Here is a 15,240-nt window from a genome sequence, read left to right on the forward strand (position 1 = left end):
TAAAATTTTTTGATATAATAATTACAGTTTTGCACTATTTACTAATTATTTTAAATAAAAAATAGTATTATAAGTTTGTATTTTAAAATAAAGATTATTTTAAGGAGGTGTATTATGAAAGAAGTTGTTGATAAACTGGTTGAATGGCTTAGGAGTTCTGTTAAGGAAGCTAATTGTAAAGGGATAGTCTACGGTCTTAGCGGTGGAGTTGATTCAGCTGTTATTGCTGCACTTTCAAAACTAGCCTTTGATGATGAATCTTTAGCTATTATGATGCCTATAAACAGTTGTGAAGAAGATGAAAAAGACGCTAAGTTGGTTATAGATAAATTTAAACTTAATGCAATTAAGATTGATTTATCTAAGACTTATTCTGTTTTTACAGATTCTGTTGAAAAAGGGGATAATTCAATGGCTTATGCTAATATTAAGCCAAGACTTAGAATGACTACTTTATATTATTATGCGCAATTAAAAAGATATTTAGTAGTTGGAACAAGTAACAAATCAGAATTTACTGTTGGATATTTTACAAAATATGGAGATAGTGGCTCTGATCTTATGCCTCTTGTAGATTTTACAAAGAGAGAAATTTTTGAACTTGCAAAATTTTTGAAAGTTCCGGATAAAATAATTCAAAAGCCCCCAAGTGCAGGACTTTTTGAAAATCAAACAGATGAAGACGAGATGGGATTTTCCTACGATGATTTAGAAAAGTTTATAAATGGTGAAAAATTAGATAAAAATATAGAGGAAAAAATAAAAAAAATGGTGAAAATTTCGGAGCACAAGAGAAATTTTGCAAAAGGATTTAGGAGGTAATTATGTCAGGACATAATAAATGGAGTACGATTAAACATAAAAAAGGAAAAGAAGATGCAAGAAGGGGAAAAATATTTACAAAACTTGCGCGTTATATAATTGTTGCAGTTAAAGAAGGAGGAGCGGATCCTGAATACAATCCTTCTTTAAAAACTGCAATAGAAAAAGCTAAGGCAGAAAATATGCCAAATGATAATATCGAAAGAGCATTGAAAAAAGGCGCCGGAGATGGAGATTCCAGTAATTATGAAACTATAATATATGAAGGTTATGGACCTGAAGGTATAGCAGTTGTGGTTGAATGTCTAACAGATAATAGAAATAGAACAGCTGCAGATGTAAGACATGCATTTGATAAACATGGTGGAAATTTGGGGCAAAACGGATCTGTTTTGTTTATGTTTGAAAAAAAAGGTGTAATAGTAATTTCAAGAGATCAAGCAGAGGAAGATGATTTGATGGACTTTGCTTTAGAAAATGGAGCCAGTGATTTTGAATCAGATGAAGAAGTTTATACAATTTATTCTGAAGTTTCTGACTTCATTACTTTAAGAGATGCACTACAAGAAAAAGGATATACTTTTAGTGCCTGTGAGTTGGAATATGTTCCAAATAATAATTCACAGATTTCTAATCCAGATAATATAAAGAAAATGGTTAAGATGATAGACCAACTTGAAGATAATGACGACGTTCAAAATGTTTATCATAATTGGGAAATACCTGAAGATTTAGATATAGAATAATATGAAAAAAATATTTGCTTTTTTGATTTCTATTAGTATAATTTTATTTGTTTTATTATATTCAATAGATTTTATGGCTAAGGATATTTCTTATTATAATAATTTTCATAGAGATTATAAGATTGAAAAAGAGTCAGGACTTTCTAAAGAATGGATAGAAGGTGCAAGTAATTCACTGGTTGAATTTATTAAAAGTGGAGATAAAGAAGTTTTAAAAAATCATTTTAATAAAAAAGAAATTTCTCATATGGAAGACGTATATAAACTATTTAAACTTGATAGAATAGTTTATACATCTTTGTTTATAATTACCTTATTGGTAGTTATATATAAATTATTTAAAAATGATTTTTTGTTCTTCATGTATATAAGAAAGTATATTTTAATAGCATATATATCTGTAATTTCTTTTTTAGGCATCTGTTCTTTATTTTTTTCTGAAAGTTTTGTGTATTTTCATAAACTATTTTTTAATAATGATTTATGGCTTTTAGATTATGAGACAGACTTAATGATAAGAATTTTACCGGAAGAATTTTTCTTTGTTTTATTTTTAAATGTAATTGTATTATCTACAGTGTTCGTTTTTTCAATTTATATTTTTCTTAAACTTAAAGATTATGAATACAATTAGGAGGAAATATGGAAGTAAAAATTGATAGAGTTGCTTTTTCTTTATTTGGAATTGATATAATGTGGTATGCAATTATCATCTGTTTTGGTATTATGGCAGGACTTTTTGTAGCAACAAAAAACTCCAAACTTAGAAATATTGAAGAGGATGAAATTTCAAACCTTTTGCTTTTTGCTTTACCTATCAGTGTAATTGGGGCAAGAATATATTATGTAATATTTGAATGGGAAAGCTATAAAGGCGATTTTTTATCTATAATTAATATAAGAGAAGGTGGGCTTGCAATATATGGAGCTGTAATCGCAGCAGTTGTTGTAGTTTATTTTTTCAGTAAATATAAAAAAATTGATTTTAGAGATTTAGCTGATGTTTGTGCACCCGGACTTATACTTGGTCAAGCAATAGGAAGATGGGGAAATTTTATAAATCAAGAAGCTCATGGAACTGAAACTACATTGCCTTGGGCAGTTATTATAGATGGGAAAAAATACCATCCGACATTTTTATATGAATCAATTGGAAATTTTCTAATTTTTATATTTTTAATGATATATATGAGAAAATGCCAAAAGAAAAAAGGTGAAATTATTCTCCTTTATGCAATTTTATATGGAATTGTAAGATTTTTTGTTGAAGGTTTGAGAACTGACAGTCTGATGTTTTTAGGATTTAGAGTTTCACAAGTTTTATCACTTATTGGAGTTATTGTTGGAACTATACTTTTCTTTTTAAATAGAAAATATGGAAAAGACATTAATAATTAATAATTAATAATTTAATACTTTTAAAAAATTTTTTAACTACATGGATTTATTCTATGTAGTTTTTTTATAAAATTTTTGTAAAAAAACAGTAAAAAGTTTTTAATTTTTTAAGATTTTTTAGTGAAATTCCTCCACTTTTTTAATATTTTTTTATAATTGTTGAAATTTTAATGTTTTTTTCTAAAAAAATTTATAAAAATTTTTACAAAAAGGGTTGCAAAATATGAAAAAATAGTATAAAATATAAGTGTAATAAAAAATGTGGTTCAATATGGAGTGAAATGGAGTTAGTTTTTTAGGAGGTGATGGCATTGTTTATTGGAGATTTTCCACATACTTTAGATGATAAAGGCAGACTGATTATGCCATCAAAATTCAGAAATGAATTAGGAACTAATTTTGTAGTAACTCGTGGACTTGAAGGCTGTTTATTTGTATTTACAGAAAGAAAATGGGCTGAATTTACTGAGCAACTTAATTCAAAAGGTTTCAGTAAAAAAGATGTTCGTTCAATTACCAGATTCTTTTGTAGCTGTGCAATGAATGCAGACCTGGATAAGCAAGGAAGATTTTTAGTAAATAAAAATTTACGTGAATTTGCAGAAATTGAAAGAGATGTAATGATTATCGGAGTTTCAGATAGAATTGAAATTTGGTCTAAAGAAAAATGGGATGAATATAGCAAAGCAGAATATAGTGATGATAATATTATGTCTGAAAGATTTGATGGTCTTGATTTTTAAAGGATTTATTTATGGAATTTAATCATATACCGATAATGTTAAATGAAGTAATAGATAATTTGAATATTAAACCTAATGGAATTTATGTTGATTTGACTGTTGGTGGTGCAGGTCATTCAACAGAAATATTAAGAAGAATAAAAAATGGAAAACTTATTTGCGTTGATCAAGATGAAGAAGCATTGTCAGTTGCTAGAGATAGACTTTTAAAAATTTCAGATAATGTTTTGTTTTATAAAAGCAATTTTGAAAATTTTAAAGAAATATTAGATTACTTTGGAATTGATAAAGTTGATGGTGTTTTATTAGACATCGGTGTTTCTTCATATCAAATAGACAATGGTCAAAGAGGTTTTTCTTATATGATAGATGCTCCATTGGATATGAGAATGGATAGAGATCTAAAAAAGAGTGCATTTGATGTTGTAAATTATTACAATTCTGAAGATTTGGAATATATTTTTTATAATTATGGTGAAGAAAAATGGACAAAAAGAATTGTAGAATTTATTGTTAATTATAGAAAAGAAAAGTTAATAGAAACTACCTTTGAATTGGTCGATATTATTGAAAGAGCAATTCCAAAAGCAGTTAGAGCTAAAGGAGGACATCCTGCAAAGAGAGTGTTCCAAGCTATAAGGATTGAGGTTAACAGAGAACTTGAAGTTATTAAGAAAGTTATTCCTGATATTGTAGAAAGACTAAATAAAAACGGTAGATTATGTATTATAACTTTTCATTCTTTGGAAGATAGGATTGTTAAGGATTCGTTTAAAGAATTGGCAAGAGGTTGTATTTGCCCTAAAGAATTATATGTATGTGTTTGTAATAATAAACCAAAAATAAAAATCTTAACAAAAAAGCCTTTAGTACCTTCCGAAGAAGAAATGAACAGAAATCCCAGATCAAAAAGTTCAAAATTGAGGATTTGTTCAAAAATTTAGGAGGATGATTTATATGAGCACGGCTCAAGTAAAATATATCAATGTTTCAGGCGAGAGAATTTCAGAGAAAAACAAAAAAGCCTACGGAATTACCAGAGAATCCAGTTTATATAAAAATATTACACTTTTTATATTCACTTTTATTACATTAATTTTTAGTGTAGTAATTTTATATGGATATCTAAATATTGCTCAACAAAATAGAATAATAAATACACTAAACTCTGAAATTCGCTCGTTGGAAACTGAAAGAGATGATAATAATATGAAACTTGAGCCTTATAAATCTGTAGATAGGATTGCAAAACTTGCAAGGCTTAACTATAATATGGATTTTCCTAAGAAGGAACAAGTTAAATATTTGGATAAGATTGATTAATTTATTAAACTTAGACAAGAGGAGTTTAAATGAAAAACAAGAAATATATTATTAAAAATAAAACAGTCTCTTCTCGTTCGGCTGTTTTATTTTTTATTTTTATAATAATTTTTAGCACTATAATTGCTAAATTAGCATATTTACAGTTGTATTCAAAAAATAAATACAGTGTTGAACAATTTAAAGATTCAGTTAGCTATACACCGCTTGAAGCAAAAAGAGGTTCCATTTTTGATAGAAATGGGAATACATTGGCTAAGAGTATAAGTGTATATAATGGTTATTTTTCGACTCTTGATTATAACCGCTATAAAAAATCCAACGGAAAGATTAAAGATACAGAAACAAAAAAATTGGATAAAATTTTTGATATATTGCAGTTGAATAAAGAAGAAATTTTTGAAAAAGCTGATCAATATAATAATTTGTTAATAAAAAAAGGTATTACAGAAGAACAAAACGCTACTATAAAATCAAAAAATTCGCTTATAGTGAGTGTTAATAGTAATAAGGAAGTTTATTTTTCTGTATTGGAATATGACAAATTTAAACTTTATTCTCAAAAAGCTAAAGAGACAGAAGAAAAAAAATTAGATGAAATTTTTTCTGTCCTTGAGCTTGATAAGAAAAAAGTATTCGACAGAGCAGATAGAGGAACTAATTTTAAAATAAAAAAGAGTATAAGTCCTGAATTAGCAAAAGAAATTAAGGATATAAATTCTTCTATAATCAGTGTTGAGATTGAACAAAGCAGAAACTATTTAGATGGAACTTTGGCACCTTTTGTAGTTGGACATGCTAACGAAAACGGAGGACAAAGCGGCATTGAAAATTTTTTGAATGATACTCTTTCAGGAACAAACGGATCTAAAAGAGTTATAAGAGAAAATCTTAACAAATCTGTTGAGGACGTCATTGAAGCAAAAGATGGAAAAGATTTATATTTAACTATAGATAGTACAATACAAAAGTATGTCGCGGAATATGGGCAAAAATATTTTGAAGAAGAAAAACCCATCAAGATGAGTGTTATAGTTTCAGATGTAACAAACGGTGATATAATTGCGATGGATAGTTTTCCAAAATATGATAACAATAATCCTACAGTTCCACTTGATAACAATGCGATTAAAGAATTTGAAAATTTAGATGAAAAAGAAAAATTGAAAAAAATATTTTCAATGTGGAGAAATCCTGCTGTCAGTGATGTTTATGAACCAGGTTCTGTATTTAAACTTATAACAGCATCTTCATCTTTAGAGGAAAAGACAGATACTTTAGATTCAACTTTTTTTTGTAATGGATTTATAAGAGATATTCCGGGAGTTACACTCAGATGTTTTAATTGGCAAAATCCACACGGGAAAGAAACTTTTACCGAGGCGTTAGATAACAGTTGTAACCCCGCCTTTGTGCAAATGGTTAGACATTTGGGAAAAGAAAAATTTTATAGATATATTAATGGCTTCGGATTTGGCAATAAAACAGGGATAAATTTGCCGGGAGAATCTAACGGGAAAATTCCGAAGTCTTTATCAGATATAGGAGCAGCAGAACTTGCTACAATGAGTTATGGACATGGAATTTCTGTAACTCCTATTCAAATGATTATGGCTGCAAATGCTGTTGTTAATGGTGGGTATTTATTAGAACCGCAAATTAATGTTAAAAACGTCGAAAAAGATTCAGATAATAAAATTAAAATAAAAGAAAATGAAGCTATTGTTAAAAATCAAATTATTTCAAAAGAAACAAGTGATAAAATGAGAGTGTTAATGGAGCATGGTGTAACTGACGGAATAGTAAACAAGGTTTATTCTAATAATGTCAGAATTGGAGGAAAGTCCGGCACAACAATAAAAGCTGTAAATGGTAAATATGATGATAAAAAGACTGTTGCCTCATTGTATATTGCTTTTCCTATTGAAAATCCAAAATACAGTATTTTAATTGTGTTTGATGAACCTAAAGCAAATTCAGGTGGTACCAGTGTTTGTGCTCCTTTAGCTAAAAAACTAGCCGAAGAAATAGCTGAGTATAAACAATTGACTAAAAAAAATGATAATAACAGCATAGTTAGAAAAACAAAAGTTCCGGATGTTAGAGGACTTACATTAGAATATGCTACAGAACTTTTAAAAGGACAGTATTTAAATTACAGTATAGATAGTTCTGCTTCGCCAAAGTCTATAGTTACCAGACAAAGTGAGGATCCTGAAAAGAGTTTGGTTGAAGGAAGTACAGTTAAGCTAACCGTTTCAGATGATGAAGATACAAAGTTACGTGTTGTCGATTTTTCAAAAATGAACTATCAACAGGCTATAGACGTCGCAAATAAGATGGGATATAAATATAAAACTTCAGGTGGTAAAGGAAAATTTGTGTCTTCGAATAAAGAAATAGGAAGTTATATTTCAAAAGATGAAGAAATAGTATTGACCTTTGAAGATTAATTTAGGAGATGGAATAAATGAGAATATCAAATTTTACAATATGGAGTATTTTATTTAGCTTTTTTTTAACAATTATTATAGCAAAATATTCTATTCCATATTTAAGAAAATTTAAATTAGGTCAAAATATAAGAGATGACGGTCCTCAGAGTCATTTATCCAAAGCGGGAACACCAACAATGGGAGGAATATTTTTTGTAATTGCAATAATTCTTACGACATTTTGTTTAGGCAATTTTTCTAAAGAAGTATTTGCTGTATTAATCGGTATGTTAGGTTTTACGCTTATTGGATTTTTAGATGATTTTTTTAAACTTGTTATGAAAAGATCTTTGGGTCTTACAGAAATTCAAAAATTGATAATCCAATTTATAATAAGCATAGTTGTAATTTTATTTATAGAAAAAGTAGTAGGAACAGATTTAAGATATCAGTTAATTCCTTTTGTAAAAGGAGCAGTTAATTTTGGCTGGATTATTTATCCTATACTGATTTTTGTAATGATAGGAACTGCAAATGCTACTAATTTAACTGATGGATTGGATGGACTTTCATCTTCTGTATCAATTCCCGTATTTTTAGGACTTGGATTGATAAGTTTTTCAAGATTTCCGGGTGTTGGAGTATTCTCTTTAGCTTTTATGGCAAGTTTAATGGGCTTTGTTATGTTTAATTCATATCCTGCCAGAGTTTTTATGGGCGATACCGGATCAATGGCTTTGGGGGGAGCTATAGCAACAATATGTATATTAAATGGAATAATTTTTTACTTGCCTATTATTGGCGGGATATATGTTATGGAAGCATTATCTGTTATTATTCAAGTTGTTAGCTATAAAACAAGAAATAAGAAAAGAGTTTTTTTGATGAGTCCGATACATCATCATTATGAATTGAAAGGATATAAAGAACCGCAAATAGTTACAGCTTTTGCTGTAATTAGCGGAATGTTGTCAATTATATCTGTATATTTATTTTTTAGTATTTAATTAGGAGTTAGTTTATGGAAATTGTAAATAAAAGAGTTTTGGTTATTGGATTAGGTTTATCAGGAATTTCAACCATAAAAACTCTTAGTTCTTTGAAAGCTGATGTTTATTGTTATGATGATAAAGACGAATCAGAATTACAAAATGTTTTTGAAAAACTTGAAAAATTTAATTATAAATTTATAAAAAATTACAAAGATTATTATTTTGATTTTATAGTTAAAAGTCCCGGAATTAAACCTACTAATGAAATAATCGAATATTTTTATAATAAAAAAGTTCCAATATATACGGATTTGGAATTAGCATATACTCTATTTCCAGAAAGAAAAATTATTGCAATTACAGGAACTAATGGTAAAACTACCACAACAAGTTTAGTTGGAGAAATTTTTAAAACTGCAAATATCAAATCAAAAGTGGTAGGAAATATTGGCGTAGGAATGCTATGGGAAATTTTTAATTCAGATAAAGAAACTGTAAATATTATAGAAGTTAGCAGTTTTCAATTGCATAACATTGAAAAGTTTAAACCATTTATAGCATCTATTGGCAATATAACTCCGGATCACATTGATTGGCATGGAAGTTTTGAAAATTATATAGAAGATAAATTAAAAATATTTAAAAACATGGATAAAAATGGGAATCTAATTTTAAATATTGATGATGAAATTTTGAATAAAATAAATGTAGAAAATACAAATGTAACAACAATTTCATTAAAAAATAAAAAGGCAGATTTTTATTTGAGTGAAAATAATTTTTATCATAATGATAAAAGACTTTTTTCTATGAAAGATTTGAAAATTTTAGGAAGACATAATGCTCAAAATGTTTTAATTTCTTTGGCAATCTGTTATAATTATGGTATAATCATAGATACCATAATTTTTGCATGTAAAAATTTTGGTGGCGTTGAACATAGAATTGAGTTTGTTAGAGAATTAAATGGGATAAAGTTTTATAATGACTCTAAAGGAACAAATGTAGATTCAACTATAAAAGCTATTGAAGCTTTAGAAAAGCCTATTATATTAATCGTAGGTGGATATGATAAAAATGTGGATTTTAATCCGTTGTTTGAAAGTTTTAATGGTAAGGTAAAGACACTAATTTTAGTTGGAGATACAAAATATAAATTTTATGATAGTGCAAAGAAAAATGGATTTGAAAATAATATAATTGTTAATGATTATAGAGAAGTTGTAGAAAAATGCTTTGAAATTGCGGAAAATGGAGATAATGTTTTACTTTCTCCGGCATCTGCAAGCTGGGATATGTTCAAAAGTTACGAAGAAAGAGGAAATTTATTTAAAAAATTGGTAAATGAATTATAATGATTAAGTTTGATAAATACACAAAAAAAATGGTTATGGTTGTACTGTTTTTACTTCTTTTTGGAAGTATAATGGTTTTTAGTACAAGTTGGCCTTATAGCTATAGACTAAAAGGAAATGAGATAGATATAATAAAAAAACATGTAATATTTGTGTTTCTATCTATTTTATTTATGTTTTTGGTTTCGTATGTAAATATTGTAAGATTTAAAAAATATAGCAAAAGAATTTTTATATTTTCGTTTTTTGTGGGATTTTTAGTATATTCCCCGCTTGGAATTAATATTTATAATGCAAGAAGATGGATAGGAGTAGGTGGTTTTACTTTTATGCCTTCTGATTTTATGAAGATTGCTTCTATAATGCTAATGGCATATATTATTGATAAGTATAAAAATAAATTTACTTTTAAAAATGTGTTTTTTAAATATTTAGCGATAGTCGGGTTAGCTTCGTTTTCTGTTATGATTCAGCCGGATCTTTCAAACACATTGATAATAATCGGAACTTTAACTGCTATGTATATAATTGCAGGTATGGACAAAAAAGCAATATTGTTCTCAGGAATGGGAATATCAATTGCAAGTTTTGCAGCTGTATATTTTTTAAATTCTGGATATAGCAGAACGAGTAGAATTCAAGCGTTTATCAATCCATTAAAATATAGAGATTCAAAATCTTGGCAACTTATAAAATCACTTTTTGCAATAACAAATGGCTCTCTTTGGGGTGTTGGTCTTGGAAATGGAAGACAAAAATATACTTTATCTGAGGCACATAATGATTTTATTTTTGCAACTATTGCAGAAGAATTTGGATTTATAGGTTCTGTGTTTTTAATTGGAGTGTATATTTATTTGGCATATTTAGGAATAATGATTTCAAGATATATAAAGAATTTATATGGAAAAATGATAGTACTGGGAATAACATTCTCAATCGGATTACAAACATTAGTAAATATAGGAACAGCTACCGGAACAATTCCTCCTACCGGAGTAACTTTACCTTTTGTCAGTTATGGTGGCTCATCTTTAGTTATGACTTCAATAATGATTGGGATTATTTTAGGAATTGTCAGATATGATATTAAAGGGAGATAATATGAGAGTTGTAATATCAGGGGGAGGTACAGGAGGACATATATATCCTGCTGTTGCAATAATTGAAGAATTAAAAAGAAGAGACGAAAATATAGAAATTTTATATATAGGTTCTAAAAACAGTATGGAAAGTGAATTAATTCCAAGTTTAAATATAAATTTTAAATCTATTGAGGTTATGGGACTTCCAAGAAAAATTAATAAGAAATTTTTTAAATCAGTTTTTATTTTATTTAAAGGATTATCTCAAGCAAAAAAAATATTAAAAGAATTTAAACCTGATATTGTTATAGGAACAGGAGGTTTTGTAACGGGACCCGTTTTGTATAAAGCTCATAAACTTGGTATTTATACAATATTTCACGAACAAAATAGTTATCCGGGAATTACGAACAGAATCTTATCAAGATATGTGGATTCAATGGCTGTTACTTTTAGAGAGTCAATTAAGTTTTTTAAAAATAATGAAAAATGTGTTGTTACAGGAAATCCTATTAGAAATAGATTTCAAAATTTAGATAGAAAAGAATCTCTAAAGTTTTTTGAACTTGATGAAGATTCTAAAAATATTTTTTCCTTTGGAGGAAGTAATGGAAGTGAAGAGCTTAATAAAGCAATTTTAGGAATTTTGGATAAATTTTATGATAATAATAAAATTTCTTTAATTCACGTAACAGGAAAAAGCAACTATGATAAATTTTTAGAAGAAATAAAAAATAAAGATATAAAAGTAGGTAGAAATGTAAAAATTTTACCATATATGATTGAAATGGATAAAGCTTATGGAGTTTCAGATTTGGTTATAACAAGTTCCGGAGCAATAACATTAGCTGAGATATCAAAAATAGGTTTGGCAAGTATACTAATACCAAAAGCATACACTACAGAAAATCATCAAGAATTTAATGCGAGAGCATATAAAGATATTGGTGCATCTGAGCTTATACTCGAAAAAGAGTTAAATTCTGATTTATTATGGGAAAATATAGAAAAAATAATTTTTGATAATAATAGACTTGAACAAATGAAGGAAAATACTAAAAAGTTTGCAATGCCTAATGCAGTAAATGATTTTGTTTCAATATTTTATGATAAATTTAAAGGGAGATAGATATGTCTGGCAATAACAAAGGAAAAAAACCTAAAATATTTGTAAAAAAGAGACCTGATAAGATTGATGCAGTACATGATGAATTTTATGAATATGACAACTTAAAATCTAAAAATAACACTTTAGATGAATCATTTTTTGAGGATTTTAAGAGTGTAGATTTTGACCAAATGAATTACGATAAAGAACATGTTCCTTCTGAAGATATAGGAGATGAAGATGTTCCATCAGCAGACATCATAGAAGATGAGGTTATTCAAGAAATTCCTGAAAAAACTGTAGATGCAGGAGAAAATACAGATAAAATTGTGGAAGACAAAACAGATAAGATTGTGGAAGATGTTAGCACATCGGAACAATTTGATTCTGACGATGACGATTTTGGAAGTTTAGAATCAGAAAATGAAGATTTTATTTTAAAAGAAGAACCGAAAGCTGTATTATCCGACGAAAAAAGTAAAGATGAAGCTATTGCTTTTGAAGATAAAGATGAAAAAGATTCAATATTTGATCAATATGGGATATCTAATGATGAAGAGTTAGCAAAAGAGGAAAATTATGATTCTTTATTTGAAAAAGATGAAAGTACTCACAACGAATTAGAAGATGATGAAGATGACGATGACGATTTTGGAAGTTTAGATGACGAGATTAAAACCGGTCAAATAAATTACGTAAATGTTAGTCAAAAGCCAAATTATTATAACGAATTAAAAGATACTACAGATGAATTAGAAGATGATGAAGATGACGATGAATATTATATAGACAGAAAAGGCAGAAAGAAGAAAAGAAGAAAAGGAATTAGAATATTTTTTAAATTCTTATTGGCATTTTTGTTAGCTTGTATGGCAATAATGGTCTATTTTGGATTAACCCATGATTTGTTTAAGATTGATTACATAAATGTAGTTGGTAATGTTGCAAATGAAAGAGAAATTTTAATTTCTAAAAGTGGTGTTAGCGTTGGAGACAATATATTTCTAGCATCTTCAAGTAAAATTAAGAAAAATTTAAAAGAGCTTTCAAATATTGAGGATGTAAAGGTAAGAAAGAATTATCCAAATATAATTGAAATAGAAGTAAAAGAAAATTATGTTAGTGCCTATATAAATACAGCAAGCGGGCTAACAACTATTGATAATTACGGTAAAGTTAAGGAAGTTGCTACGGATAACTCTAAAGCATCAGGAGCACAATTAAAAGGAATCAGCGAAACAGGATTAAAGGTAGGAGAAGATTTTTCTAAGGATGAAACGAAAGTTAAGTTTTTATTGAATATTTTGACTAAAGAATATTATTCTGACATTGTTAGTATTGATTTTACAAATGATAAAGAAATAATAATAGAATTAAAAAACTCTTTAAAAGTAACTTTTGGAGATTTAAATGACTATACTAAAAAGACGCAAATAATTGGAATTTTAATTAAAAAAATTCAACTTGAAGGAATAAATGCAAAGGAAATTATACTAAATGTAGGAGATAATCCAATAATTGTAAAAAAATAGTAGAATTTTATTTAAAAATTTAGTATAATAACATTGGTTACCTAAAAAATAAATATAAAATAATATAGGAGGAAATAAAAATGGCATTTGAGATGGAAGTATATGGAAATGACTTAGCTAAAATTAAAGTTTTTGGTATTGGTGGTGGTGGAAACAACGCCATCTCAAGAATGAAACAATCTGGACTAAGAGGAGTTGACTTTGTAGCAGTAAATACAGATAGACAAATTTTAAATTCTATTGATATAGAAACCAAAATTCAAATAGGGGAAAAATTAACAAGAGGACTTGGCGCTGGTGCAAATCCATCTGTTGGTGAAAAAGCTGCAGAAGAAAGTAAAGAAGAAATAATGAGAGCTCTTGAAGGAACCGATATGGTTTTTGTAACTGCCGGTATGGGTGGTGGAACAGGAACGGGTGCTGCTCCGATAGTTGCTAGTATTGCTAAAGAAATGGGAATTCTAACTGTAGGTGTAGTTACTAAACCATTTACTTTTGAAGGAAGAAAAAGAGCAATTCAAGCAGAACAAGGAATAGAAGCACTTAAAGAAAAAGTTGATACATTAATAACTATTCCAAATGATAAACTAATCCAAATTTCTGAAAAGAGAACTACTATGTTAGAAGCATTTGCTAAGGCAGATGAAGTTTTGATGAATGGTATTCAAGGTATTTCTGATTTAATTGCTGTTCCTAGCGTAATAAACTTGGATTTTGCAGATGTAAAATCAGTAATGCAAGATCAAGGCGTTGCTCATATGGGAATTGGTATAGCAAGCGGAGAAAATAGAGCTATTGAAGCTGCAAAAATGGCAATTAACAGTCCATTGCTTGAAACTTCTATTGATGGTGCCAAAGCTGTTCTTCTTAATGTTACAGCTGCGAATGTCGGACTTTTTGAAGCACATGAAGCTGCAGAGTTAATTAGAGAAGCCATTGATGGAGATGCTAATGTTATTTTTGGTACAGGAGTTGATGAATCACTTGGAGACAATATCAAAATTACTGTTATTGCAACAGGATTCGATCCGCTTGTAGCCGGAGGGATTAGAAAATCATCAGGTGTTGAAAAAAAATCCTCTTTAGATAAAAAAGATGATGGATTAGATTTAGATATTCCAAGTTTCTTAAGATAATGAAGTGTCCTAATTGCGGAGCGGAAACTACGAGGGTTTTAGATTCAAGAAATTCGAATGATAAAACTTATGTCAAGAGAAGAAGAGTTTGTGAAATTTGTAATTATAAGTTTACTACTTATGAAAAAATGCCGGAGTTTGTAATTTTTGTATTAAAAAAAGATGGTTCCAGACAAATTTTTTCGAGGAATAAAGTTTTTGCAGGTATAAAAAAATGCTGTGAAAAAAGAAATATTCAAGATAAAGAAATAGAGTCCGTTATAGATAGTATTGAGATGGATATAAGGCAGAATTATAAAAATGAGATTAAATCTACTCAGATTGGGGAGTTGGTTTTAAAATATTTAAAATCACTTGATGAGGTTTCTTATATTCGTTTTGCCGCGGTATATAAAGAATTTAAAGATATAAAGGCATTTTTGGAATATTTACAAAAAGAATTTTAAGGGGTGAGTGAGAAATTCATCTCTTTTTTTATGAAATAATATAATTTTATAGAATATATTTATCAATAAAGTAACAAGAGATAGCTAGTTATTGTCAATTTTAATTTATTTTTTTTTCA

15 protein-coding genes are annotated in these 15,240 nt (G+C 28.0%); all 15 read left to right on the forward strand.

From position 1 onward, the window contains the following. Window positions 1-114: 114 nt before the first annotated feature. The 15 genes from nadE (at window position 115) to nrdR (ending at window position 15,121) form a co-directional block, all read left to right on the forward strand. Entirely contained in the window at window positions 115-822 is a 708-nt protein-coding gene (gene nadE, locus VJI94_RS06040) for an NAD(+) synthase (protein ID WP_118058599.1), read from the forward strand. A gap of 2 nt (window positions 823-824) precedes the next feature. After that, window positions 825-1,568, forward strand: coding sequence for a YebC/PmpR family DNA-binding transcriptional regulator (locus VJI94_RS06045; RefSeq protein ID WP_004832115.1), 744 nt, complete (start codon window positions 825-827; stop codon window positions 1,566-1,568). Window position 1,569: 1 nt separating this feature from the next. Further along, window positions 1,570-2,202, forward strand: a complete 633-nt coding sequence (locus tag VJI94_RS06050) for a TIGR01906 family membrane protein (protein WP_324008705.1) — start codon at window positions 1,570-1,572, stop codon at window positions 2,200-2,202. Between the two features lie 8 nt (window positions 2,203-2,210). Further along, window positions 2,211-2,966, forward strand: a complete 756-nt coding sequence (gene lgt, locus VJI94_RS06055; RefSeq protein ID WP_324008706.1) for a prolipoprotein diacylglyceryl transferase — start codon at window positions 2,211-2,213, stop codon at window positions 2,964-2,966. A 305-nt stretch (window positions 2,967-3,271) separates the two neighbouring features. Further along, window positions 3,272-3,709, forward strand: a complete 438-nt coding sequence (gene mraZ, locus VJI94_RS06060; RefSeq protein WP_416383675.1) for a division/cell wall cluster transcriptional repressor MraZ — start codon at window positions 3,272-3,274, stop codon at window positions 3,707-3,709. 11 nt (window positions 3,710-3,720) lie between these two features. Then, window positions 3,721-4,653 (forward strand): 16S rRNA (cytosine(1402)-N(4))-methyltransferase RsmH, encoded by a 933-nt coding sequence (gene rsmH / locus VJI94_RS06065; protein ID WP_150262637.1) that lies wholly within the window; start codon window positions 3,721-3,723, stop codon window positions 4,651-4,653. Between the two features lie 13 nt (window positions 4,654-4,666). Further along, entirely contained in the window at window positions 4,667-5,032 is a 366-nt protein-coding gene (locus VJI94_RS06070; protein WP_029949332.1) for a septum formation initiator family protein, read from the forward strand. 29 nt (window positions 5,033-5,061) lie between these two features. After that, window positions 5,062-7,485 carry a penicillin-binding transpeptidase domain-containing protein gene (locus VJI94_RS06075; protein ID WP_278554484.1) on the forward strand — a complete coding sequence of 808 codons (2,424 nt, stop codon included), beginning with the start codon at window positions 5,062-5,064 and terminating at the stop codon, window positions 7,483-7,485. Between the two features lie 17 nt (window positions 7,486-7,502). Then, the gene (gene mraY / locus VJI94_RS06080) at window positions 7,503-8,474 is read left to right on the forward strand and encodes a phospho-N-acetylmuramoyl-pentapeptide-transferase (protein WP_029949335.1); all 972 of its coding nucleotides are present in this window, start codon (window positions 7,503-7,505) and stop codon (window positions 8,472-8,474) included. 14 nt (window positions 8,475-8,488) lie between these two features. Continuing rightward, window positions 8,489-9,814, forward strand: a complete 1,326-nt coding sequence (gene murD / locus VJI94_RS06085) for a UDP-N-acetylmuramoyl-L-alanine--D-glutamate ligase (protein WP_269755007.1) — start codon at window positions 8,489-8,491, stop codon at window positions 9,812-9,814. Continuing rightward, a complete protein-coding gene (locus VJI94_RS06090; protein ID WP_281703510.1) occupies window positions 9,814-10,917 on the forward strand; it encodes an FtsW/RodA/SpoVE family cell cycle protein in 1,104 nt (367 codons plus the stop codon). Before murD ends, VJI94_RS06090 begins: the two co-directional genes overlap by 1 nt. 1 nt (window position 10,918) lies before the next feature. After that, entirely contained in the window at window positions 10,919-12,028 is a 1,110-nt protein-coding gene (murG, locus tag VJI94_RS06095) for an undecaprenyldiphospho-muramoylpentapeptide beta-N-acetylglucosaminyltransferase (RefSeq protein ID WP_324008708.1), read from the forward strand. 2 nt (window positions 12,029-12,030) lie between these two features. Further along, window positions 12,031-13,539, forward strand: a complete 1,509-nt coding sequence (locus tag VJI94_RS06100; RefSeq protein ID WP_324008709.1) for a cell division protein FtsQ/DivIB — start codon at window positions 12,031-12,033, stop codon at window positions 13,537-13,539. Between the two features lie 80 nt (window positions 13,540-13,619). Then, on the forward strand, window positions 13,620-14,675 hold the full coding sequence (ftsZ, locus tag VJI94_RS06105) for a cell division protein FtsZ (protein ID WP_004832093.1): 1,056 nt from the start codon (window positions 13,620-13,622) through the stop codon (window positions 14,673-14,675). Next, the gene (gene nrdR, locus VJI94_RS06110) at window positions 14,675-15,121 is read left to right on the forward strand and encodes a transcriptional regulator NrdR (RefSeq protein ID WP_004832091.1); all 447 of its coding nucleotides are present in this window, start codon (window positions 14,675-14,677) and stop codon (window positions 15,119-15,121) included. The genes ftsZ and nrdR overlap by 1 nt, the downstream gene beginning before the upstream one ends. Window positions 15,122-15,240 lie beyond the last annotated feature (119 nt).

This window comes from Parvimonas sp. D9, assembly GCF_035282565.1.
Classification (GTDB): Bacteria; Bacillota; Clostridia; order Tissierellales; family Peptoniphilaceae; genus Parvimonas; species Parvimonas micra.

Bases quoted from the DNA above. Each gene is read 5' to 3' on its own strand.
- nadE (WP_118058599.1), top strand. From the start codon at position 115: ATGAAAGAAGTTGTTGATAAACTGGTTGAATGGCTTAGGAGTTCTGTT.
- VJI94_RS06045 (WP_004832115.1), top strand. From the start codon at position 825: ATGTCAGGACATAATAAATGGAGTACGATTAAACATAAAAAAGGAAAA.
- VJI94_RS06050 (WP_324008705.1), top strand. From the start codon at position 1,570: ATGAAAAAAATATTTGCTTTTTTGATTTCTATTAGTATAATTTTATTT.
- lgt (WP_324008706.1), top strand. From the start codon at position 2,211: ATGGAAGTAAAAATTGATAGAGTTGCTTTTTCTTTATTTGGAATTGAT.
- mraZ (WP_416383675.1), top strand. From the start codon at position 3,272: ATGGCATTGTTTATTGGAGATTTTCCACATACTTTAGATGATAAAGGC.
- rsmH (WP_150262637.1), top strand. From the start codon at position 3,721: ATGGAATTTAATCATATACCGATAATGTTAAATGAAGTAATAGATAAT.
- VJI94_RS06070 (WP_029949332.1), top strand. From the start codon at position 4,667: ATGAGCACGGCTCAAGTAAAATATATCAATGTTTCAGGCGAGAGAATT.
- VJI94_RS06075 (WP_278554484.1), top strand. From the start codon at position 5,062: ATGAAAAACAAGAAATATATTATTAAAAATAAAACAGTCTCTTCTCGT.
- mraY (WP_029949335.1), top strand. From the start codon at position 7,503: ATGAGAATATCAAATTTTACAATATGGAGTATTTTATTTAGCTTTTTT.
- murD (WP_269755007.1), top strand. From the start codon at position 8,489: ATGGAAATTGTAAATAAAAGAGTTTTGGTTATTGGATTAGGTTTATCA.
- VJI94_RS06090 (WP_281703510.1), top strand. From the start codon at position 9,814: ATGATTAAGTTTGATAAATACACAAAAAAAATGGTTATGGTTGTACTG.
- murG (WP_324008708.1), top strand. From the start codon at position 10,919: ATGAGAGTTGTAATATCAGGGGGAGGTACAGGAGGACATATATATCCT.
- VJI94_RS06100 (WP_324008709.1), top strand. From the start codon at position 12,031: ATGTCTGGCAATAACAAAGGAAAAAAACCTAAAATATTTGTAAAAAAG.
- ftsZ (WP_004832093.1), top strand. From the start codon at position 13,620: ATGGCATTTGAGATGGAAGTATATGGAAATGACTTAGCTAAAATTAAA.
- nrdR (WP_004832091.1), top strand. From the start codon at position 14,675: ATGAAGTGTCCTAATTGCGGAGCGGAAACTACGAGGGTTTTAGATTCA.